The following is a 22,229-nucleotide window of genomic DNA, read 5'->3' on the forward strand; positions in this document are numbered from 1 at the left end:
GCCTGGAGAAATTGAAATGACCCAGAACGTCGGCGATATTGAATATGTGATTAAGGCCGATACGGCACAGTTGCTGCGTGCTGATAAGGAGGTGGTCAAAGCCACCGACAATATGCAGGATGGTTTTGACGCAGCTGATGATGCGGCGCAATCACTTTCTTCTTCTCTGGGCGAATTGAGTAAAATTGCCGCGGCTGTAATGGCGATCCTTTCTGTTAACCAAGTGTCGCAATATGCCGATGCATGGACCGAACTGAACAACAAATTAGCGAATGCGCTGCGGCCAAATGAAGAGTTGGTGGACGTTACAGAGCGGGTATTCAACATTACTCAGCAAACGCGTTCTAGCCTGGAGGCTACTGCCTCTCTCTATGCCCGACTGGAGCGTGCAACCCGCCAGTACGGCACGAGTGCGCAGGACCTTGTAAAACTCACAACGATAATCAACCAAGGTTTTGTGGTTTCAGGTGCTACCGCTGAAGAAGCAGAGAACGCGATTATTCAGCTATCTCAAGGCTTGGCGTCTGGTGCATTACGCGGGGAAGAATTCAACTCTGTAAACGAGCAGGGTAATCGTCTAATTGTCGCTCTTGCGGATTCAATGGGCGTGACAATTGGCCAGATGCGCCAGTTAGCCGCTGAAGGTAAGCTTACTACCGATGTTGTTGTGAATGGCCTGCTATCCCAGGGAGCAACCATTGGAGCTGAATTCGCCAAAACTACGACAACAATCAGCCAAGCAATGCAAGTTGCTGGCAATAATATTACTAAATTTATTGGAGAGAGCTCTTCTGTGAAAGCGGGTGTTGCTATCTTCAATGACGCCATAATCACAGCAAGCAATAATATTTCAGGTCTGAGCATGGCTTTGACCGCAGTCGCTGCTGTAATGGGAAGTCGATATATTGGCGCTCTGATTATGGCTACTACTGCGCAAGTTCGTAACACTGCCTCGCAAATTGCTGCTGCCAAAGCAGCAGTAGTAACTACCTCAGCTGCTGAAGCTCAAGCTGCTGCGCAATTACGCTCTGCTCAGTCTAGTAAGAACGCAGCAACCTCTGATCTCAATCTTGCTCAGGCCAGATTAAACACTCTTAAAGCAACTGCTGCTTCTTCCGTAGAAGAGGTCAGACTAGCGACTGCGGAAGCGCAAACCATCCGAACGCAGCTTGCGCAAATTAACTCTGAGAAAGCGCTTGAGGCTCAGCGTTTACGCGCTCAAATTACCGAACAAGGCCGGATTCAGGCTGTAACTCGCATGGCTCAGCTGCAGCAGGCATCTGCTGCATTAACTACGCGACTTGCGGCTGCCGAGGCTACTGCCTCTCAATCCCGGGCAGCTGCAATTGCATCTGCAGAAGCTAAGGTTTCCGCTGCAAGAATCGCCTTGGCTAATGCCACTGGCGTCGCAACAGCAGCCAATGGTAGATTTATCGCATCGCAAGAGGCATCAGCAGTGGCATCACGCGCGGCTTCAGCTGCAGCCGCCTTGGCGAGAGGTGCTCTTTCCCTTATTGGTGGTCCTGCTGGTGCAGCCATGATTGCGGCTGGAGCCATATTCTATTTTTGGCAGAAAGCTCAGCAAGCCAAACAAGAGGCAATTGCCTTTGCTGATGGTTTAGACAAGCTCAACTCATCTTTAAAATCATTGAGCAACACTCAACTGCGAGGAACCATTGCTGATGCCAATGTGTCAATCCGGGCGCAAAAAGATGAAATAGCTGATTTAGAGTCGGATATCGCATCGCTTCAAAATCGCTACAAGAGCTTTACTCCAGCCGCCCAAGCTTATGCGGATTCAATGGGGCAGGGAGCAGAGTTCAGCCAACGGCAGGCTGAGGTTTCAGATGAACTGAACGGGAAGATTCGGGATCTCGCCAACAAAAAGGATAAGCTTGCTAGAACAGAAAATACTGCCTCAGAAGCGAACCGTTTGCTTACTAATAATATGCTTTCATCGATGGGTGTGCATGATCAACTCATTGAAAAAGGCACCACTCTGGAGAGAGTTCAAGGAGCTGTTGCGAAAGCCTTCGGTAATACTGCAGATGAGATTAACCGGGCCAATCAGGCCGGGCAGAATTTCAACCCCAAGTCATTACAGATCGCCCCTCCAACTGCAGATGGCGATAAAGTAATCCTGAACCTTGAAGAGCAGAACGAGCTTCTGAAAATACAGGATGAACGCCAGCGGGCAGTGGCAAAAGCCAGAATGGCGGCATCTAAGGTTACTGACAACCCTAATCAGATCGCGTCTGCTGAGCGTCTGTCTGCAGAGAATTACGATCTACAGGAAGCTGAGGAGGCACGGCGCAAAGCGCAGCAGCAGAATGAACAGCAGGGAAAAAGCGCAGCCACTCAGATGGAGGCCAACGCCCAGAAAATTGCTGATTATAAGCAGCGCGCAGAAACTGCTGCCGGGGCAACACAGGATTTGTCACGCGAACAGGCCATGCTAAGGGCTGAGCAGTCTCTTAATAAAAGCGCTACGGCTGGGCAAATTGATGAAATAAGAAAATATGCTGCCGCTGAATGGGACGCAGCCAATGCGGTGAAGATGCGGCAGCAGGCAGAGCAAGGTAAAAAGTTTGCACAGCAGGAGATCGTTGCAAACGTGACCACCCCTGACGCCGTAACGGGCGCAGTGCAAAATCCAACGGCTCTTATTGATTTGCAGGAGCAGCAGAAGTTAGCGGCACTTGCTAAGTATCAGACCATAGACAAGGAAAATACACAGCTTTACGAAGATGCCAAGACGGCCATTCAGGAGCAGGCAGCAAACGCCAGGAGGAAAATTGCTGTAGATGAGGCCAATGCACAAACTGAGGCGATAGGTTCCATTCTCGGCTCGGCATCGCAGGGCTTTGACAGCCTGGCGTCAATTATCGAAAGCACGTCTGGAAAGAGCAGTGGTGCATATGTTGCCATGTTCGCTGCTGCAAAAGCATTCGCGATAGCGCAATCAACCCTGAGTCTTAACACGGCGATTATGCAAGCCATGGCCGATCCGACTGCTCTTACGCCAGCACAAAAAATGGCGAACTACGCAGCCATCGCCTCGGCCGGTGCTTCCCTGCTTTCGAATATTGCAAGTGTCACCATGAGTGGCGGTCGTCGCTACGGCGGTACGGTTTCTGCTGGTAACGCCTATCGCATCAACGAGGATGGTCGTTCTGAAATCTTCCAGACTACAGGTGGGCAGCAGGCATTCATCCCGAACCAGTCAGGGAAGATTATTCCTGCTGACAAGGCCGGAGGGGGTAGGTCGTTTAATCCTGTAATGAACCTCACGATAAACACCACAGGAGGTATTGGCGACGATGATATCGCAAGGCTGCGAAAGGCATGGAACACCGACATGATGAAAATGATGATTGACCAGCAGCGTCCTAACGGCTTGCTTCGGAGGAAATAATGCCAGAAACATTCACATGGACACCACAGCGAGCTTACCAGGTTGAACGTACCCCAAACGTAGCCGTTGTTAAGCTCGGTGACGGTTACGAACAGCGACAGGTGAAGGGTATCAATCCACTGATGGATAAATACTCGCTCACCTTTCGCGGCGTCAGCGGAGCGTGCCGCAGTAACCCTGCGAAGGATGCTGAGGCATTCCTCAAGGCGAGAGGTGCGGTTGAATCTTTCTACTGGACGCCATCCGATACGGGAGTGAGGAAGCTGTTTGTCTGCCGCTCATGGAGCATGACAAAGACAGGGCCGCTTTATGAACTTACGGCCACATTTGAACAGGTGCCAAGGTAATCTATTTGGCTTACAATAACCGAGTGGGATTCTGGAGAGATGCAGGTGCCGCTCTTTAGCAAGGGCGTGAAAGAAAGCGGAGGATAGCGACCTTCCCGGCCTGTAATTACCAGAAACCACGACTAATTTAGAGGGCTGCCTACGGGCGGCCTTTTTTTATGGGCGCAATATGCGAGACATACCAGCAGAACTAATCATCGAGAGCGTTGACGCCGGAGTTGGTGCATTCATCGATTTGTTTGAAGCTGACCTACAACCCTTTGGTGGCGACCTTATCCGGTTCCATTCCGGCACAAACGGCTATTACGGCAATGTTATCTGGAAAGGTAACCAGTACCAGGCGTACCCGATAGCAGTGGAAGGATTCGAGTCAAAGAACGAAGGTACATATGCCCGCCCGTCAATGGCGGTGGCGAACGTTACCGGCTTATTGACGGGTATCAACCATGACTTTGATGACATGCTGGGAGTGGTCATCACCCGAAGACAGGTTCCTGTGAAATACCTGGACGCGGTGAATTTTCCGAACGGCAACCCTGATGCCGATCCGACGCAGGAAGCAGTTTCCCGCTACGTTGTTGAGGAGATGACGGAAGAGACGTTCGAGCAGGTGACCTACACGTTGGCGACACCGATTGACTGCGACAACGCCATTATCCCGGCTCGTACCATTCTCGCCGACGTGTGCCAGTGGCAGTATCGCGGCGTCGGGTGCGGATATGACGGGCCTCCTGTTGCAGATGAGCGCGACAATCCAACCACGGATCCGGCGAAAGACAAGTGCTCTCACCGGCGGAGCGGCTGCCGCTTCCGTTATCCGCGACCGGAACCAATGCCAATCAGCAGCTTCCCCGGCTCTCAGAAGGTTTCCTGATGCAAGAATTACTCGATTATGCGGCATCGTCGCAGGATGAAGTGTGCGGATTAATCCTTGATGGCGATCGGCTGTTCCGCTGTCGAAACGTGCACCCCGATCCAGGTAAGCATTTCCGCATCAGTGATGATGACTGGCTGGCAGCCGAGGAAGCAGGAGAGGTGATGGCGGTCTTTCACTCGCACCCACAAAACGTACCGTTCCTGTCTGGCGCTGATCGTCAGGTGCAAGAGGTTACAGGGCTTCCGTGGTGGCTGGCGTGCGGTGGCAGAATTCTGAAATTCAGGCCCGTACCATTCCTGCTGGGGCGCAGGTTCGAACATAGCGTCATGGACTGCTACACCCTTTTCAGGGATGCGTATCACCTGTGCGGTATTAACCTTCCTGATTTTGAGAGAACTAACGGGTGGTGGTTACGAGGTGAAAATCTCTATCTGAACAACATGCCGCTCAATGGTTTCCGCCAGGTATCGCCTGGCGAAGCGCAACCTGGTGACGTCATCATCAGGCAACCATTCCCCGGCGCTGACCCTTGCCACGCAATGATTCTCCTTCATGACAACCTGGTGCTTCACCATGACCATGCCGGACACCTCAGCAGACGAGAACAAATGCGACCGGCATACATCAAGCAGACGCATTCAATCTGGAGACACGAACAGTGCTCATCTTTAAATTTGCAGGCAATTTACGCCGATTTTACCGCCAGATATCCCTGAATGTTGATACTCCCGCGCAGGGTTTACGCCTTCTGCTGGCGCAGGATTTCGAATTCAAAAAAGCCTTTCTCAATACAAAGCTGCGGGTGCGGGTGGCGGGCGAGGATGTTGAGGAATCAGCGATGCAATGGCATCTGGACCGCCACCTTAAAGATGGCTCAGTGGTTCTGTTCGTGCCGGTGGTGGAGGGGGCCATTTCTGCTGCTGCGGCCGCATGGATTGCGGTGGCTGTCAGCGTGGCTTCGGTAGCTTACTCGGTCTACATGTCACGCAACATGAAAACCAAAACCTCCGCAGAAGCCGCTGAGACCAATACGCTCACAAACAACTCTTTTACCAGTGCTGAGAACCGGGTAGGCCAGGGCCGGGCGGTGCCACTCCTCCTTGGAGAAATGGAGGTCGGCTCGAACGTTATTTCACTCGGCATCGACACAAGCAACAACCAGGACTGGACGGAATCTATTAGCTAAGGTGGCATTATGTCTTCAGGCGGCGGCAAAGCATCAACCCCCAAACTCCTCGACGATAACCTCAAGTCAAAGCAATTTTACCGGGTGCTGGATCTCATCAGTGAAGGGCCTATCTATGGGCCCGTTGATCAGGAACACCTGTCATCGTTCAAGCTCAATAAGACTCCCGTAACTGATGCGACAGGCAGTGTCAGCGTAAATGGTGTCAGCGTCGCCTGGCGCCCCGGCTCTGAAACGCAATCCCCCATTAATGGCTTCTCTGCTATTGAAGCGACCACCATCGTAAACACCGAAGTAACCTATGATACTCCGCTGGTTCGCACCATAACCGATCAGGACGTTACCCGGGTGCGGTTTAACGTTGGTGTGACCGGACTGGTCGAGCAGGACACCAAAGGCAATCAGAAAAACACGTCCGTCACTCTGGTGTTGGAGAGCAGAACTGGCGCTTCAGGCTGGGTTATTGAAAAGACCGTGACCATCACCGGGAAGATATCAGGCGAATATCTTGAGGCCCATCTTATTGATGCTCCAGATATCAAGCCGTTTGATATTCGCGTTCGCCGCATTACACCGGACAGCAGCAGCGATTTGCTGTCCAACGGCACTACCTGGAATAGCTACAGTGAAATCACCGACGACAATCTGAGCTATCCATTTTCAGCCATCGCTGGAGCCGTTATTGACCGCGACCAGTACACTGACACTCCAAGCCGCACCTACCATCTTCGCGGACTGATTGTGTCTGTACCAGACAACTATGATCCGATAGCACGCACCTACTCCGGTTTATGGCTGGGTGGATTTAAGCAGGCATGGACTAACAACCCGGCATGGTTGTTCAGAGAGCTGGCGAAGAATACCCGCTTCGGACTGGCTAAACGTGCCGGATACATCGATGTGGATGACGGCGCGCTGTATATTCTGTCTCAGTATTGCGATCAGCTTGTTGATGATGGGTACGGTGGCAAAGAGCCACGCATGACGCTTAACGCTTACATCACAGAGCAGGCCAGCGCGCGTGACATTCTGGACAAGATTGCAGGCATGTTCCGTGGCATAGCGCTGTGGGACGGGATGCGTCTCACCGTCATGCTGGACGCGCCTCAGGACGCGATCGCCACCATCACTAACGCTAACGTAGTTGACGGGGAATTCAAGCGCAGCTCGGTGAAGCGCTCTGAGAAATACAATGCAGTGGTGGTGTCATGGACCGATCCGGATAACGGGTGGGAGCAGGTGAAAGAGTACGTTTCCGACGATGAGATGATAGCCAAAGGGAACTACAACGAAACCACTCTGGAGGCGTTTGGCTGCACCTCTCGCGGACAGGCATGGCGGGCAGGTAAATGGCTGCTGGAAACAGCAAAGCGTGAAAGCAGCAGACTGTCTTTCCAGATGGCACGCGATGCTATCCACTTCACGCCGGGTGATATCGTTGAGGTCATGGATAATGACTACGCAGGAACTCGCCTCGGGGGGAGAATTGTTTCTCATTCCGGGAGGGTGATAACGGTTGACGCGGTTGATTCCTCGGTAGTAACGGACGGCTCCACTATGTCGATTATGGGGAGGGACGGAAAGTTCTCTCGCTATGAGATTGATGGCGTTAACGGAAACAACGTCACACTCAAAAACGAACCTGAATGGGTGAGGGCGGGAACTGTATTTGCCATTTCAACCGCAAGCGTTGCGATTCGCCTTTTCCGGATACTGAGCGTCGCCGAAACGGAAAACAACTCCGTATACAGCATAACGGCCTCATTGCACGACCCCAACAAACAGGCCATCGTTGACGAGGGTGCAGTGTTTGAAGTTCCCAGCGATACGCTGAACGGCTACCGCGTGCCTAACGTGGAAAACCTGCGAATCCTGAACACAAACACCGAGACCGTCCAGGTTACAGCAACGTGGGAGACGGCAACCACTACTAAAAAGCTGGTGTTTGAGCTGTACATCTACAGTGCTGATGGGAAGCTGGTATCTCAGTACGAAACAGACCAGTTCCGTTATGATTTTTACGGCCTTGCTGCCGGTAGCTACACGCTTGGCGTTCGTGGGCGCAATGAAAACGGGATGAAAGGCGCCGAAACTCAGGTGAGTCTTATTATAGGCGCGCCAAAGGCTCCTAACTCCGTTCAGTGGATACCCGGACCATTACAGGCCACTCTGGTGCCAGTTATGTCTGTAACGGCAACATCAGATACCTCTTTTGAGTTCTGGTACGCTGGCGAGACGCCAATCCCATTAACCGATGATATTGAGAACAAAACTCAATTCCTCGGAAGGGGGAACCAGTGGACCATTCAAAAGCTCAAGTTTGACCACGTCTATTACGTTTATGTCCGGACACGCAACGCGTTCGGGGTTTCTGATTTTGTTGAGGCTTCAGGAAAGCCAACGGATGACTTTAGCGATATCACCGATGCAATCCTGGAGGACATGAAAGGCTCCGATACGTTCAAAGACCTGATCGAGAACGCGGTGGACAGCAATGAAAAAATTGCTGACATGGCAAACGACATCAAACAGGCCAACGACGAACTGGCGCAACAGGCGCAGGAAATCGCCAAAAACGCCCAGGATATCGGGAAGGTTCAGACCAGCGTTACAAACCTGTCGAGCACAGTCGGTGAAGTGTCGTCTTCCCTCTCTGAGCTTGAGCAGACAGTGGCGACGGCTGATACCGCCTTGAGCCAGCGCATCGATAACATCAGCGTGTCTGTGGACGGTATGACGGGAGGAGTGAAGAACTCCGCCATCGCGATTATTCAGGGCAACCTGGCGCAGGTGGCCGCGCGCAAAACGCTGTCGGCATCGGTCGCCGGTAACAGCGCGCAGCTGGACCGCATTGATGAGGTGATCGTCAACGAGAAGGAGGCAACGGCGCGTTCGCTGCTGAGTTTGCAGACTGACGTGAACGGCAACAAGGCATCCATCAACAGCCTGAATCAGACGTTCTCCAACTACCAGCAGGCTACGGCCACTCAGATAAACGGCATAACAGCCACGGTTAATGGGCATACCTCAGCCATCACAACTAACGCTCAGGCGATAGCGAACGTAAACGGCCAACTCAGCGCGATGTACAACATCAAGGTTGGGGTAACGAGTAATGGCCAGTATTACGCTGCAGGAATGGGGATCGGGGTGGAGAATACGCCATCAGGGATGCAGTCGCAGGTAATCTTCCTGGCTGACCGGTTCGCTGTTACCTCCCAAGCTGGCAGCACTGTTTCTTTGCCATTTGTTATCCAGAACGGGCAGACATTCATCAATGATGCGTTCTTCCGTGATGCGAGTATCCAGTTCGGCAAAATTACGGATTCTCTGCAGTCTAATAATTATGTTGCCGGAAGCGCTGGCTGGCGCTGGGGTAAAGACGGAACGATGCAGAACTACGGGAGCGACAGTTCCGGAGGCATGAAGCAGACTAACGTCACCATCAGCATTCGGGATGCTAACAGGCTCCGTGTTCAGATAGGCAAACTTACAGGAGTATTTTAATGGCCTGGGGTATTCAGACCTGGGACGCCAACGGCAACCCCAACAACTACGGTATCAAACCCGTATCAGTGGTAGGGCGTGTTCAGCTTTCCGAAGGTCAAACTTCGGGAAGTTGGTCCTTTACCATTCCGGCAGGGATGAAAGTCGGATTTGCGGTGTCCCTTGATAAAGGCGCGGTCTCGGTGGGCCGACGCATTATCGCTAACGGGAACACCATCACTCTCAGCACTGCCAGCGAAGTTGGCATTGGAAATTATCCCGCTTCGGAATGTGAGTTGGTGGTTTTCGTGGAGAATGCATAATGGCAGATTATGGCGCACTGATTGCGCTGGAAAGTGGAAATCCGTTTATTACTCCTCAGTCAACGCCGTTTTGTCTGTACAGAAAGGTAGTGGTTAACTCAGTGGCAAATGGGGCATACCACGGTGCTTCTGCGACGGTAGCTCTGGATGCTTCTTATCCGGCGATGGTTTTTTGCAAAACGAGTGATACAGCCCAGCCCACTACAGTCGGGGCAACCCGGTCAGGAGGAAACATTCTTGTTGGTTCAAGCAACGCTTATGGTCAGTCACACACTCTGACGGCGTACATCTTTGCCATCTTTCCACAAACGTTGCCCGACTGGGGATTTGCTGTCTGGGATGAAGCCGGAAAGCTGGTACTGACAAACGAAAGCCGCGTGCTTACTGACCTCGTTACTGTCGGAACACCAGGAGCCTCAACGGGAGGGATTAACATTGATGTTACGTTGCAGGGTAGTTATGCGGTAGCACCTGCAATTCTGGGCTCACAAATCGTACAGAACAACAATACCAGGCCTCCAACAATCGTGAATATAACAGCCTATGCAGGCTGCCGCTTTAACGGTTCGTCGACCAGGATAAATGCCGCGCCTTCGACAACAGCTACTGGTTCTGCAGCGGGAGGGACAACCACAGGAATAGCATTGACGGCCATCAACACCGCAGCCTATGACTGATTGATCGTTTTGAGCGATCAATAACAAATAATTGATCTACATAATCAATTATACCCATCGATTTTGTATTGATATCTTCGAACCTACTGAATTCCTCTGGATACTTTCAAAATGAAAAGGCTAATTATCAGCATGGCGATCGCTTTAATGCTGTCTGGTTGTGCTGGTGTACTTGAGAAACAGGAACCTATTTGCAGCGGCACGGCATATATGGGTGACCATGAGAATAACGTTATGATTTACGGCGTTCGAAAACAAAACAACCAGACTCAATACCGGGCCGGATATCCCTTCAACTGGCGTTGGGTAAGTGCGAACACATTCACAAGCACGACATGTAAATAACTCACGACTTTGAATGCAAACCTCGCCTAGGCGGGGTTTTTATTGCCTGGAGAAAATATGCTTTATAACACTGGCACCATCGACATTAACGGAAATACAGCCACCGGCACCGGTACGAACTGGACGGCGCCAGCCAGCCAGATTCGGGTTGGCCAGACGTTGTTTGTTCTTTCTAACCCGGTACAGATGTTTCAGATCACCGCCATTAACAGTGCGACGTCATTGACGATTACACCCGCCGCGTCTCCGGCGCTGAGCGGCCAGAAGTACGGCATTCTTGTTACTGATAGTCTCTCGGTCGACGGCCTGGCGCAGAGCATGTCTCAGCTGATCAACGAGTACGACGAGAACATCGGCGCGTGGGAGACGTTCGCCACGACCTCAGCAAACCAGAATATCACCGTTACCATCAACGGCACCGCCGTAACTATCCCTGGCATTGGTAAACTGGCACAGAAAGGGAGCAACGGTGCGCTTGCTGTCGCAGACGGCGGAACCGGCGCAACGAATGATGCAGACGCTCGCACAAACCTCGGTTTGGGAAGCTCTGCAACAAAAAACACAGGAACAACGAGCGACAATGTCATGCAGCCCGGCATGTTTGGGCTTGGTCGTCCGGATGGGGCATTAATATTCAACACAACGAGCCAGGATGATCTTCTTACTGGATTGACAGGATATGGGCTTACAGTTCTTCGAAATAATGCACAGATACCAGAGCCATGGAATATATGGAACTATTCACCGACAATATTTGCCCGGACAGGTGATACGTATAGCCTTTTTTCAATGCCTTTTCAGTCATCTGGCAAAGTTCGTATTTTTGGTGGTGCAGCAGCAACTGGATGGAATCACAGCAGGATATTATACGATGATAAAAACACAGTCGTGGATAGCAATGGCTTTATAAAGCAGGCATCCCCGGTCGTCAAAATCTTCACTGATGGTAAGTATGAAACTAACGACGAATCAGAAGGCGTCACGGTGACTCGTCTGGATGTCGGGCAATATCTTATTGAAGGCTGTAAAGCACTCAATTCAGACGCTGCCTGGGGCGGTATCGACGGAGGATTTGAAATCCCCACAGACAGGAATAAGCAACCGCTCATATGGCTGGATTATGAGGTTAGCGCGGATGGTTCTGTGCTGGTGAAAACCTACCACCGAACTCACCCTGATGCGCCAGCATTTGCCAGGAATGAGCGTGATGGATTGGCAGATGGTGAGCCGGTTGACATCCCGGCTCACCAGTTCGTCAGCGTTCGTGTAGAAATGCCAGTTGACAGCATCTGGAATCAGAAACAAACGGAAGAGGCTTTAAAGCAGGAACAGGGCTCGTAAAAAACCGCCGCCCATTTTGTGTAAGAATGAGCGGCGGCTGATTGCTCAGTGTTCATGCCCGAGCAAACGTCGGGAATATTACCCGAACAATATCTACAGGCCAACCTGGCGAACGGTCGGGAACTCAGAAACCAGCCACATATCGGACTCTTCAAACATCTCCTCCAGCAAGCGGTTCAGTTTTTCCCGATCGATTTTGCTGGCATCGCTGTTCAGGCCGTTCGCCTGCATCGGCTTCACCTTCACTTCGGCATCAGGGAAAATCTGGTGCACCCGCTTCGTCAGCTCGTCCAGAATGATTTCTCTGGCCCCTTCGAGCCCTTCAACATTTCTCTTGTCATAAACCAGCTCAACGAACATCACTCTCCATCCTTGCTGACTTGATCTGTTGATACAAAAATACTACTGTATATGCATGGGTCTTCCCTTGTTGTGGTGGCTGAAGGCATGATAATGGTGTATTTAATCGCCAGAGGTCACCGCCATGGACGAAAAGTCCCTCTACGCTCATATTCTCAACCTGTCCGATCCGTGGCAGGTAAAGTCCCTTTCTCTCGATGAAAATGCCGGTTCTGTTACTGTCACTATTGAGATCGCTGAAAACACCCGGCTAGCCTGTCCGACCTGCGGTAAATCCTGTTCTGTTCACGATCACCGTCATCGTAAATGGCGCCATCTTGATACCTGCCAGTTCACCACTATTGTTGAAGCCGATGTTCCACGAATTATGTGTCCGGAGCATGGCTGCCTGACGTTGCCTGTTCCGTGGGCTGGCCCCGGAAGCCGGTATACGTTGCTATTCGAATCGTTCGTTCTCTCATGGCTGAAAATCAGCACCGTTGATGCTGTCAGGAAGCAACTTAAGCTCAGTTGGAATGCGGTTGACGGCATTATGACCCGGGCAGTTAAGCGAGGTCTTGCCCGGATAAAAAAGCCATTATCCGCCCGTCATATGAATGTGGATGAGGTCGCCTTTAAAAAAGGACATCGTTACATAACGGTGATCTCCGATCGCGATGGTCGGGCGCTGGCCTTAACGGATGATCGCGGCACAGAGAGTCTTGCCGGCTATCTTCGCACGCTCACTGATGGGCAGTTGCTGGCTATCAAAACGCTCTCAATGGACATGAACGCGGGCTATATAAGAGCAGCGCGTATCCACTTACCCAGTGCGGTTGAGAAAATCGCCTTTGACCGCTTCCATGTGGCGAAGCAACTGGGCGAGGTAGTTGATAAAACCCGTCAGAATGAACATCCGCACCTCCCTGTTGAAAGCCGACACCAGGCAAAAGGAACCCGCTTCCTGTGGCAGTACAGCGATAAGTGGATGACCGAATCCCGGCAGGAAAAGCTGATGTGGCTGCGTGCACAGATGAAGCTGACGAGCCAGTGCTGGGCGCTGAAAGAGCTGGCAAAGGATATCTGGAACAGGCCATGGAGCGAGGAAAGACGGAGTGACTGGCAGAGATGGTTGGCGCTGGCGGCTAACAGTGACGTTCCCATGATGAAAAATGCCGCGAAAACGATAGGAAAAAGGCTGTACGGGATCCTGAATGCGATGCGACACAGTGTCTCAAACGGAAATGCGGAGGCACTTAACAGCAAGATCAGGCTGCTGAGGATAAAAGCCAGGGGATACCGAAACCGGGAGCGCTTTAAACTGGGGGTGATGTTCCACTACGGAAAGCTGAATATGGCGTTCTGAGCCTTCCCACCATGATCGGGGAAGACCCATATGCATACAGTCAATAAGCAAGTGTGGGTGCTGCTATGCCTCGTCAATATGATATTCACGCAGCTTTTTTAGCCTCTATAGAGCAAAATCCAAAGGGTTACCTTTGTCTCAAAACGAACAAATTCATCAATAATTTGCGCGAGAAGAACTGGCATTTCAGCCAGGCAGACGCTAACGCATGGATTGAGAGATACCAGCCAGATTTTGCTGATAAGACGACGGACGGCAGTGATAACCGTTACTGGATCTTGCGTAACATGGGGAGGGTGCACTGATGGGATTTCCTTCACCGGCGGCTGATTTCGTAGCACCGCGTTTATCTCCGGAAATTATCTGCGGGATCGGCATGGACAGCCGCATCCTCGAAACCTCGTCTGGCTTTGCGGTTATCGAGCCGTGCACCAGACTGGTACAGAATCAGGTTCTGCTGATTCTGTCCGGCGGTCGAACTCAGTTTGCCCGGGTCATGGGTCGGGCGTTAATCACGGATGATGGCGAAGCGATCGAGGGGGAGGCTGCGGAAGAGGTTGAGGTGATGGGGCGGGTGACGTTCTTCATCAACAGCGTGATCGAAGACGACAGGGTGGTTTGATGGGGCATGTATGGGGCAAAAAATTAGCGCAAAACAACTCAAAACCTCTGAAGGTAGTGATTCATCTTGCGCTAATGCTTTGTTTGAGACCTGCTTTTAACTCACCTCAACTCAGAACCTTCTTTAAGTGCTGGATATTATGGATTTCCAGCTCTACTCCCTTGGCGCCGCGCTGGTATTCCATGAAATCTTCTTCCCTGAACAGTCCGCGGCCATGGCGTTGATCCTGGCGATGGGGACCTATGGGGCAGGCTACATCGCGCGTATCGTCGGGGCATTTATCTTCGGCAGAATGGGCGACAGAATTGGCCGCAAAAAGGTGCTGTTTATCACCATCACCATGATGGGGATCTGCACCACCTTAATCGGCGTCCTGCCAACCTACGCGCAGATCGGGATTTTCGCACCGGTGCTGCTGGTGACGCTGCGTATTATTCAGGGGCTGGGCGCGGGGGCAGAAATCTCCGGCGCAGGTACCATGCTGGCGGAGTACGCGCCGAAGGGTAAACGCGGCATCATCTCCTCGCTGGTGGCCATGGGAACCAACTGCGGGACGCTGAGCGCCACGGCGATCTGGGCCGTGATGTTCTTTGCCCTCGATCGTGAAGAACTTATTGCCTGGGGCTGGCGCGTGCCGTTCCTCGCCAGCGTGGTGGTGATGATCTTCGCCATCTGGCTGCGTATGAACCTTAAAGAGAGCCCGGTGTTTGAGAAGGTTAACGACGCTGAAACCATTGCGCCGGTTGCTGCGCAGGATATCTCATTAGGCGCGATGTTTAAGAGCAAATCGTTCTGGCTGGCGACGGGGCTGCGCTTTGGTCAGGCCGGCAACTCAGGTTTGATTCAGACTTTCCTTGCCGGATATCTGGTGCAGACGCTGTTGTTTGATAAGGCGATCCCAACCGATGCGCTGATGATCAGTTCGATTCTCGGCTTCCTCTCCATCCCGCTGCTGGGCTGGCTGTCCGATAAAGTGGGGCGCCGTCTGCCGTATATCCTCCTTAACATTTCAGCCATTATTCTGGCTTACCCGATGCTGTCGATTATCGTCGATAAGAGTTACGCGCCGGGCGTGATTATGCTCTCTATCATCGTTATTCATAACTTTGCGGTGCTCGGGCTGTTCGCGCTGGAAAACATCACCATGGCAGAGATGTTTGGTTCGCGGAACCGCTTTACCCGCATGGCTATTTCGAAAGAGGCGGGCGGGCTGGTAGCTGTAGGCTTTGGTCCGGTGCTGGCGGGGATCTTCTGCAACATGACCGGGTCCTGGTGGCCGATTGTGGTGATGCTGGTGGCGTACTCGCTGATTGGGCTGATCTCCGCGTTGCTGATGCCGGAAGTGCGCGACCGCGATTTGAGTGAAGCCGAAGATGCTGCGGAGGCTCCTCATAAGGAATCGGTAGCCTACGGCGCGCTCTCTTCACGCCGCTAGTGGTTTACATCTTGCGTTACCTGTCACACAACTTTTTACTGATGTCACACCACATGGCGAAAAGTTAATGTAAATCAAGATCTGAAAACGATGTATCAGTATGGTTAATGGCAGCGTTTTTTGACTCCGACTGCCATTCTAGTTGGTGTAGTCAGCAGGCGCTGCCGCTCTTAAAAGGAAGCGGCAGTGGATCACAGCTTTCATTAATTAACGAGTCTCAATCATGGAAAACCGGTTATTACAGGCGAAGGCAACGCATCCTCAATACGATCGCGACAGCCTCAACGCACGCATTGTTCATTTAGGGTTTGGCGCGTTTCACCGTGCGCACCAGGCGGTGTACACCGATATACTCGCCGCAGAACAGGGCAGCGACTGGGGTTACTGCGAAGTTAACCTGATTGGCGGCGAACAGCAGATCGCCGATCTGAAGGCACAGGATAACCTTTATACCGTGGCAGAGATGTCTGCCGATGCGTGGACGGCGCGCGTGGTCGGCGTCGTCAAAAACGCGCTGCATGCGCAGATCGACGGGCTGGAAACCGTGCTGGCGGCGCTGTGCGAGCCGCAGGTCGCCATTGTTTCCCTGACCATCACCGAGAAAGGATATTGCCACTCCCCGGCAACCGGACAACTGATGTTCGATCATCCGTTAATCGTTGCAGACCTGCAAAACCCGCATCAGCCTAAATCTGCGCCGGGCGTGGTGGTTGAGGCGCTGGCGCGTCGCAAGGCGGCGGGGCTACCGGTATTCAGCGTGATGTCATGCGATAACATGCCGGAAAACGGCCACGTGATGCGCAATGTGACCTGTGCCTACGCGCGCGCCGTAGACGGCGATCTGGCGGACTGGATCGAAGCGAACGTCACCTTCCCGTCAACCATGGTGGACCGCATTGTGCCCGCCGTCACGGCTGATACGCTGGATAAAATCGAACAGCTGACTGGCGTACGCGATCCGGCAGGTGTCGCCTGCGAGCCGTTCCGCCAGTGGGTGGTGGAAGATAATTTTGTTGCCGGACGCCCCCAGTGGGAAAAGGCCGGTGCGGAGCTGGTTTCTGATGTCATTCCGTTTGAAGAGATGAAGCTGCGAATGCTTAACGGCAGCCACTCGTTCCTGGCCTATCTCGGCTATCTTGCCGGTTATCAGCACATTAACGACTGCATGGAAGATGAACATTATCGCGCAGCCGCGCATGCGCTGATGCTGATAGAGCAGGCGCCGACGTTGAAAGTGCGGGGCGTGGATTTGGGTCGTTATGCCGACCAGCTGATTGCGCGTTACAGCAATCCGGCCCTGCGTCACCGCACCTGGCAAATCGCCATGGACGGTAGCCAGAAATTGCCGCAGCGCATGCTCGATTCCGTGCGCTGGCACCTTGTCCACCAGAAACCCTTCCCGCTGCTGGCCCTCGGCGTGGCGGGCTGGATGCGTTATGTCGGCGGTGTGGATGAGCAGGGTAACGCGATTGAGGTGAGCGATCCGCAGCTGGCGGTGATTCAGGCGGCGGTAAACGGTAGCGCTGAAGGTGAAAGCCGCGTTAGCGCGCTGTTGGGCATTGAGGCTATTTTCGGTAACGAGCTGCCGAAGGACACGGTATTCGTGGCTGCCGTCATGCAGGCCTATCAAACGTTGCTGCAAAAAGGCGCGAAGGCCACGGTTGCTGAGTACGCAGCCCGGCTTTAACGCTTTGACATGCCGCCGTTCGCGGCGGCATGTCGGGGCACAGCTTAGTGCATCCCCAGGCGAATCAGCTCAATCGGTTCGAACTTACCTTCGCATCCTTCCACTTCAACCGTTTTACCACGACGCACCTGCTCGGCATTAAGGCCGTCGCTGTGGATCGCTTTAATCACGCCGAACTGACCTGTGCCGCTAATCATGACGCGGCTGCCAGTGGTGATTGCATTTCGGTTACGGTCGTATGTCATCATGGTATTTTCTCCTCTCGCACTTATCCGTTACGGCGCTAATTCAACGGCTGCCGTTCACGGGGCACTATTAATACGCCTCTCTTAAACGAAATTATTTGCTTTTGATCAAGCTCACACTTTTTTCTTATTTCCTGATGGCGTTGACGGTTCAGGACACCGCTTTACAAAGCGGACAGTTATTTTCCTTAATTGATAGTTTCCAGACGCAAGTGTTTAGGCTTTGTTTATATCCACAATGCCATTCTGGAGGCAGAAAATAACCCTTCATCGGAAAAGGAGTCAGGCTTATGTATAAGAAAATTTTGATGCCTGTTGACGTGTTTGAAATGGATCTAAGCGATAAAGCGGTACGCCACGCGGTCAACCTCGCGAAATCGGAAGGCGCGACGATCACCCTGGTCAACATTCTCCCTAACAGCAGCCGTTCGTTACTGCGGGGGTTCAATGCCGATATTAAGAAGTTCGAAGAGTATATGACCGCCGAGTCGGATAAGAAGATGAAGGCACTGAAACGGCTCTTTGATGTGTCCCCAGAAAATATTGATTGTGAAGTACGTTTCGGCAACGTACGCGATGAAATCATCCAGCTCAGCAAAGAGGGGAAATATGACGTTATTGTTATTGGATCAAGAAACCCGAGCATGACAACACATCTGCTGGGCTCGAATGCTGAAACTATCCTGCGCTACGCCACTATTCCGGTATTAGTGGTCCGCTAATCACTTCGCCGCAACCGAAAGGGGGCGGCGAAGCTTTATTCTTCGCTAAACCACTCGCGGTTTTCCTGACGAATTAACTGAACTGACTCGCTAATTTCCTGAAGGTGAAGCGTCATCGCTTTATCTACGGCTTCCACGTCGCGTTTTTCCAGTGCGCTGAAAATATCGTGATGCTGGCGCAGCAACATCTCTGGCGGAGAAACATGGTCGAGGCTCATGTAGCGCACGCGGTCTATGGTAGCTTTGATGTTTTCGACGGTATCCCACGCGAGCTGGCACTCGGCGATCTGCGCCAGTTTCTGGTGAAACTCGTCGTCCAGCTGGAAAAAGTCGTTTAACTGTTTGCGGTCGATGGCAATGCGTTGCTGATGCAGGTTTTGCTCCAGCAGGTAGCACTGGTTATCGTTGATGAGCGACGCGGCGCGACGCACAACGGCGCACTCAATGGCCTGGCGAACAAAACAGCCATTCCGTACCTGCGAAAGCGAAATTTTATTTACATAGCTGCCGCGCTGAGGGCGGATCTGGATAAGGCCGTTTTCTGCGAGCTTAATAAACGCCTCGCGCACGGGCTGACGGGAAACGTCAAAACGTACCGAAACCTCTTTTTCTGAGAGTGGCGTTCCCGGTGGGATCAGGCAGCGAACGATATCACGGCGTAAGATGCGATAAATTTGCTGATTTACAGGCTGGGTAGGATTAAGTTGCGATTCAGCGGCCATGGGTTGTGATTTCTCAGAGAGTTAACCTGAACATACTACCATTCTTTTAACCGTCATCACATACCCGGCCCGCAGGCCGGGAAGGGTGAATTACCCGCGATGCACGCTGAGTCCGGCATAGGTCTGGCTGACGGGCATCATCTCAACCGTGTTGATGTTGACATGCTTCGGCAGCGTCGCGACCCACCAGACGGTTTCGGTGATATCTTCCGGCGTCAGCGCATTCGCATTTTCATAGGTTTTATCCGCTTTCGCGTCATCGCCTTTGAAACGCACGTTGGAGAATTCCGTTCCACCGACCAGACCCGGCTCAACATCGGTCACGCGGATCGCGGTACCGTGCAGGTCGGTGCGCAGGTTCAGGCTGAACTGGCGTACAAAGGCCTTGGTTGCGCCATAGACGTTGCCGCCCGCGTAAGGCCAGCTGCCTGCGGTGGAACCGATATTAATGATATGACCACGGTTACGTTCAACCATGCCCGGCAGCACGGCGCGGGTCATGTACACCAGGCCTTTGTTGTTGGTGTCGATCATGTTCTCCCAGTCTTCCACGCTGGCTTTGTGGGCAGGCTCCATGCCCAGCGCCAGGCCAGCGTTATTGACCAGCACGTCGATTTCACGCCATTCGGCAGGCAGGTTGGCAATCATCTCTTCAATGGCGGCGCGGTTGCGCACGTCCAGCTGTGCGGTCAGGATGCTGTCGCCCAGCTCGTCTTTCAGCTCCTGGAGACGCTCCTGACGACGACCCGTTGCAATCACCTTATGTCCGTTGGCGACGAAGCGACGCGTGATGCTTTCACCAAAACCTGCTGTCGCCCCGGTAACTAATATAATCATCTCACTGTTCCTCAACGCTTTTTGTGTTGTACTACCATAGCACGCTCTCGGGCGGGTCGTTAAGGCAACATTTGTATGACGCCATTGCAGGCCGGAGCAGGCTGGCCTACTCTGGTGAAAAATACCGTGCTCAGGAGTAAACGATGTCGGTCAACAACCCTTTCTTTGACGTTAGCCTGCTGCCTTATCAGGCTCCGCGTTTTGATGTGATAGAAGACAGCCACTATCGCCCGGCGTTTGATGAAGCAATACGCCTCAAGCGTGCAGACATTGACGCGATTATCGCGCAGAGCGCCGCGCCGGACTTCAACAACACCGTGCTGGCGCTGGAAATGAGCGGGGCCATGCTGTCGCGCGTCAGCAGCGTGTTCTTCGCCATGACGTCCGCACACACCAACGATTATCTTCAGGCACTGGACGAGCAGTTCTCCACCGAACTGGCCGGACTGGCGAACGATATCTGGCTAAACGATACGCTTTTCGCCCGCGTGGAAGCCGTCTGGCAGGATCGCGACACGCTGGATGCCGAATCCCGCCGACTGACGGAGGAGACGTATCAGCACTTTGTTCTTGCGGGCGCGCGTCTGAACGCCGATGAAAAAGCCGAGCTGAAAGCCCTGAATACCGAAGCCGCCACCCTGACCAGCCAGTTCAACCAGCGCCTGCTGGCGGCGAATAAGGCGGGAGGGCTGGTGGTGGATGATGTTCACCAGCTTGACGGACTCAGTACGGAGGAGATGGCTGCCGCGGCTCATGCTGCCGCAGAAAAAAGGCTGACGGATCGCTGGCTGATCCCGCTTCTGAATACCACGCAACAGCCCGCGCTGGCGGCGCTGTCTCTGCGCGAGACCCGTAAAAAGTTGTTTAGCGCGGGCTGGGAACGCACTCAAAAAGGCGACGAAAACGATACGCGCGACCTGATCCTTCGGCTTACCGCGTTGCGGGCAAGACAGGCGCAGCTGCTCGGCTTTGACAACTATGCCAGCTGGAGCATTGCCGATCAGATGGCGAAAACGCCGGATGCCGCGCTCGAATTCATGCGCGGGATAGTTCCTGCGGCGCGCAGCAGGGCCGCGCTGGAGCAGGCGGATATTCAGAAGGTCATTGACGACGAGCAGGGCGGTTTTACGGTGCAGGCCTGGGACTGGGCGTTTTATGCCGAACGCGTGCGTTCAGCGAAATACGCGCTGGATGAGTCGCAGATTAAACCCTATTTTGCGCTCAATACCGTGCTGGAAGATGGCGTATTCTGGACCGCCACGCAGCTGTTCGGTATCCGTTTTGTCGAGCGTTTCGATATTCCGGTTTATCACCCGGACGTTCGCGTGTGGGAGATTTTCGACCACACGGGTGAAGGCATGGCGCTGTTCTACGGCGACTTTTTCGCGCGTGATTCCAAAGCGGGCGGGGCGTGGATGGGGAATTTTGTTGAGCAGTCTTACGAGTTTGCCGCGCGTCCGGTGATTTATAACGTCTGCAACTATCAAAAACCAGCGAACGGGCAGACCGCGCTGATCTCCTGGGATGATGTGATTACCCTGTTCCACGAGTTTGGCCATACACTGCATGGCCTGTTTGCCAGCCAGCGCTATGCCACGCTTTCAGGCACCAACACGCCGCGTGATTTCGTTGAATTCCCGTCGCAGATCAATGAACACTGGGCCAGCCATCCGCAGGTGTTTGCGCACTTTGCCCGTCATTATCAAACCGGCGAGCCGATGCCGGATGCGCTGCGGGAAAAAATGCTCAATGCGACCCAGTTTAATAAGGGTTATGACATGACGGAACTGCTGAGCGCCGCGCTGCTGGATATGAACTGGCACGGCATTCAGGAGCCCGTTGAAGACGTGGAAACCTTTGAAGCCGCCGCGTTGAAAAAAGAAGGGCTGGATCTTCCAGCCGTACCGCCGCGCTATCGCAGCAGCTATTTTGCCCATATCTTCGGCGGCGGCTACGCGGCGGGCTATTACGCCTATCTCTGGACGCAGATGCTGGCGGACGATGGCTATCAGTGGTTTGTCGAGCAGGGCGGTTTGACACGCGAAAACGGACAGACATTCCGCGAGGCGATTTTGTCGCGCGGCAACAGCACTGATTTAGCTGAACTTTACCGGAACTGGCGCGGGCACGATCCGAGGATCGAACCGATGCTGGAGAATCGTGGATTGAGTGTTTAAGGGCTTTTTAGTGTGGAAACAGAACCGGGCGCGATGCCCGGTTTTTTGTTCGATTTTTTCTTCCCCGAAACTCCTCCAAA

General features: G+C 53.1%; 20 protein-coding genes and 1 pseudogene. 17 read left to right on the forward strand and 4 right to left on the reverse strand.

What is annotated here, in order from left to right; all coding sequences use genetic code 11:
• Nucleotides 1-16 precede the first annotated feature (16 nt).
• From L2Y28_RS09995 to L2Y28_RS10040, 10 genes are all read left to right on the forward strand, one after another.
• Nucleotides 17-3,415, forward strand: coding sequence for a tape measure protein (locus tag L2Y28_RS09995; RefSeq protein ID WP_126523561.1), 3,399 nt, complete (start codon nucleotides 17-19; stop codon nucleotides 3,413-3,415).
• Nucleotides 3,415-3,762 carry a phage tail protein gene (locus tag L2Y28_RS10000; protein ID WP_113652438.1) on the forward strand — a complete coding sequence of 116 codons (348 nt, stop codon included), beginning with the start codon at nucleotides 3,415-3,417 and terminating at the stop codon, nucleotides 3,760-3,762. The genes L2Y28_RS09995 and L2Y28_RS10000 overlap by 1 nt, the downstream gene beginning before the upstream one ends.
• A gap of 169 nt (nucleotides 3,763-3,931) precedes the next feature.
• The gene (locus L2Y28_RS10005) at nucleotides 3,932-4,636 is read left to right on the forward strand and encodes a phage minor tail protein L (RefSeq protein WP_063256121.1); all 705 of its coding nucleotides are present in this window, start codon (nucleotides 3,932-3,934) and stop codon (nucleotides 4,634-4,636) included.
• A complete protein-coding gene (locus tag L2Y28_RS10010) occupies nucleotides 4,636-5,355 on the forward strand; it encodes a C40 family peptidase (RefSeq protein ID WP_071994346.1) in 720 nt (239 codons plus the stop codon). Before L2Y28_RS10005 ends, L2Y28_RS10010 begins: the two co-directional genes overlap by 1 nt.
• Nucleotides 5,298-5,825 carry a tail assembly protein gene (locus tag L2Y28_RS10015; RefSeq protein WP_022651027.1) on the forward strand — a complete coding sequence of 176 codons (528 nt, stop codon included), beginning with the start codon at nucleotides 5,298-5,300 and terminating at the stop codon, nucleotides 5,823-5,825. Before L2Y28_RS10010 ends, L2Y28_RS10015 begins: the two co-directional genes overlap by 58 nt.
• A 9-nt stretch (nucleotides 5,826-5,834) precedes the next feature.
• Complete coding sequence (locus L2Y28_RS10020; protein WP_113652437.1) at nucleotides 5,835-9,332, forward strand: host specificity protein J; 3,498 nt, start codon at nucleotides 5,835-5,837, stop codon at nucleotides 9,330-9,332.
• Nucleotides 9,332-9,634, forward strand: coding sequence for a hypothetical protein (locus L2Y28_RS10025; protein ID WP_022648877.1), 303 nt, complete (start codon nucleotides 9,332-9,334; stop codon nucleotides 9,632-9,634). Before L2Y28_RS10020 ends, L2Y28_RS10025 begins: the two co-directional genes overlap by 1 nt.
• On the forward strand, nucleotides 9,634-10,311 hold the full coding sequence (locus L2Y28_RS10030) for a hypothetical protein (protein ID WP_032622491.1): 678 nt from the start codon (nucleotides 9,634-9,636) through the stop codon (nucleotides 10,309-10,311). Before L2Y28_RS10025 ends, L2Y28_RS10030 begins: the two co-directional genes overlap by 1 nt.
• A gap of 111 nt (nucleotides 10,312-10,422) precedes the next feature.
• A complete protein-coding gene (locus tag L2Y28_RS10035) occupies nucleotides 10,423-10,656 on the forward strand; it encodes a cor protein (RefSeq protein WP_032622490.1) in 234 nt (77 codons plus the stop codon).
• A 57-nt stretch (nucleotides 10,657-10,713) separates the two neighbouring features.
• A complete protein-coding gene (locus tag L2Y28_RS10040) occupies nucleotides 10,714-11,997 on the forward strand; it encodes a phage tail protein (protein WP_236919588.1) in 1,284 nt (427 codons plus the stop codon).
• Between the two features lie 93 nt (nucleotides 11,998-12,090).
• Here L2Y28_RS10040 and L2Y28_RS10045 read toward each other — a convergent pair whose 3' ends face one another.
• Complete coding sequence (locus tag L2Y28_RS10045) at nucleotides 12,091-12,357, reverse strand: DinI family protein (RefSeq protein WP_045265502.1); 267 nt, start codon at nucleotides 12,355-12,357, stop codon at nucleotides 12,091-12,093.
• 124 nt (nucleotides 12,358-12,481) lie between these two features.
• Here L2Y28_RS10045 and L2Y28_RS10050 point away from each other — a divergent pair, with 124 nt between their 5' ends.
• The 5 genes and pseudogenes from L2Y28_RS10050 (at nucleotide 12,482) to L2Y28_RS10070 (ending at nucleotide 17,446) form a co-directional block, all read left to right on the forward strand.
• Entirely contained in the window at nucleotides 12,482-13,702 is a 1,221-nt protein-coding gene (locus L2Y28_RS10050) for an ISL3-like element ISKox3 family transposase (protein ID WP_000343760.1), read from the forward strand.
• 65 nt (nucleotides 13,703-13,767) lie between these two features.
• Nucleotides 13,768-14,007 (forward strand): hypothetical protein, encoded by a 240-nt coding sequence (locus tag L2Y28_RS10055; protein WP_045265503.1) that lies wholly within the window; start codon nucleotides 13,768-13,770, stop codon nucleotides 14,005-14,007.
• Complete coding sequence (locus L2Y28_RS10060) at nucleotides 14,007-14,324, forward strand: hypothetical protein (RefSeq protein WP_045265504.1); 318 nt, start codon at nucleotides 14,007-14,009, stop codon at nucleotides 14,322-14,324. The genes L2Y28_RS10055 and L2Y28_RS10060 overlap by 1 nt, the downstream gene beginning before the upstream one ends.
• A gap of 130 nt (nucleotides 14,325-14,454) precedes the next feature.
• Nucleotides 14,455-15,759 (forward strand): annotated as a pseudogene (locus L2Y28_RS10065) (MFS transporter); the annotation flags it as partial.
• Between the two features lie 223 nt (nucleotides 15,760-15,982).
• Entirely contained in the window at nucleotides 15,983-17,446 is a 1,464-nt protein-coding gene (locus tag L2Y28_RS10070; RefSeq protein WP_022647989.1) for a mannitol dehydrogenase family protein, read from the forward strand.
• A 44-nt stretch (nucleotides 17,447-17,490) separates the two neighbouring features.
• On the opposite strand, the gene ydfZ is transcribed toward L2Y28_RS10070, so the two are convergent.
• Nucleotides 17,491-17,694 carry a putative selenium delivery protein YdfZ gene (gene ydfZ, locus L2Y28_RS10075; RefSeq protein ID WP_003857405.1) on the reverse strand — a complete coding sequence of 68 codons (204 nt, stop codon included), beginning with the start codon at nucleotides 17,692-17,694 and terminating at the stop codon, nucleotides 17,491-17,493.
• A 287-nt stretch (nucleotides 17,695-17,981) separates the two neighbouring features.
• Here ydfZ and L2Y28_RS10080 point away from each other — a divergent pair, with 287 nt between their 5' ends.
• Nucleotides 17,982-18,413: a universal stress protein gene (locus L2Y28_RS10080; protein WP_022647990.1), complete on the forward strand. Its 432-nt coding sequence runs from the start codon at nucleotides 17,982-17,984 to the stop codon at nucleotides 18,411-18,413.
• Nucleotides 18,414-18,448: 35 nt separating this feature from the next.
• Here L2Y28_RS10080 and L2Y28_RS10085 read toward each other — a convergent pair whose 3' ends face one another.
• Complete coding sequence (locus L2Y28_RS10085; RefSeq protein WP_003857403.1) at nucleotides 18,449-19,135, reverse strand: GntR family transcriptional regulator; 687 nt, start codon at nucleotides 19,133-19,135, stop codon at nucleotides 18,449-18,451.
• Nucleotides 19,136-19,225: 90 nt separating this feature from the next.
• Nucleotides 19,226-19,972, reverse strand: a complete 747-nt coding sequence (gene ydfG, locus L2Y28_RS10090; RefSeq protein ID WP_022647991.1) for a bifunctional NADP-dependent 3-hydroxy acid dehydrogenase/3-hydroxypropionate dehydrogenase YdfG — start codon at nucleotides 19,970-19,972, stop codon at nucleotides 19,226-19,228.
• Between the two features lie 143 nt (nucleotides 19,973-20,115).
• Here ydfG and dcp point away from each other — a divergent pair, with 143 nt between their 5' ends.
• Nucleotides 20,116-22,149: a peptidyl-dipeptidase Dcp gene (gene dcp, locus L2Y28_RS10095; RefSeq protein WP_022647992.1), complete on the forward strand. Its 2,034-nt coding sequence runs from the start codon at nucleotides 20,116-20,118 to the stop codon at nucleotides 22,147-22,149.
• Nucleotides 22,150-22,229 lie beyond the last annotated feature (80 nt).

Origin of the sequence: Enterobacter sp. JH25, from assembly GCF_021725435.1 — a bacterium.
Classification (GTDB): domain Bacteria; phylum Pseudomonadota; class Gammaproteobacteria; order Enterobacterales; family Enterobacteriaceae; genus Enterobacter; species Enterobacter intestinihominis.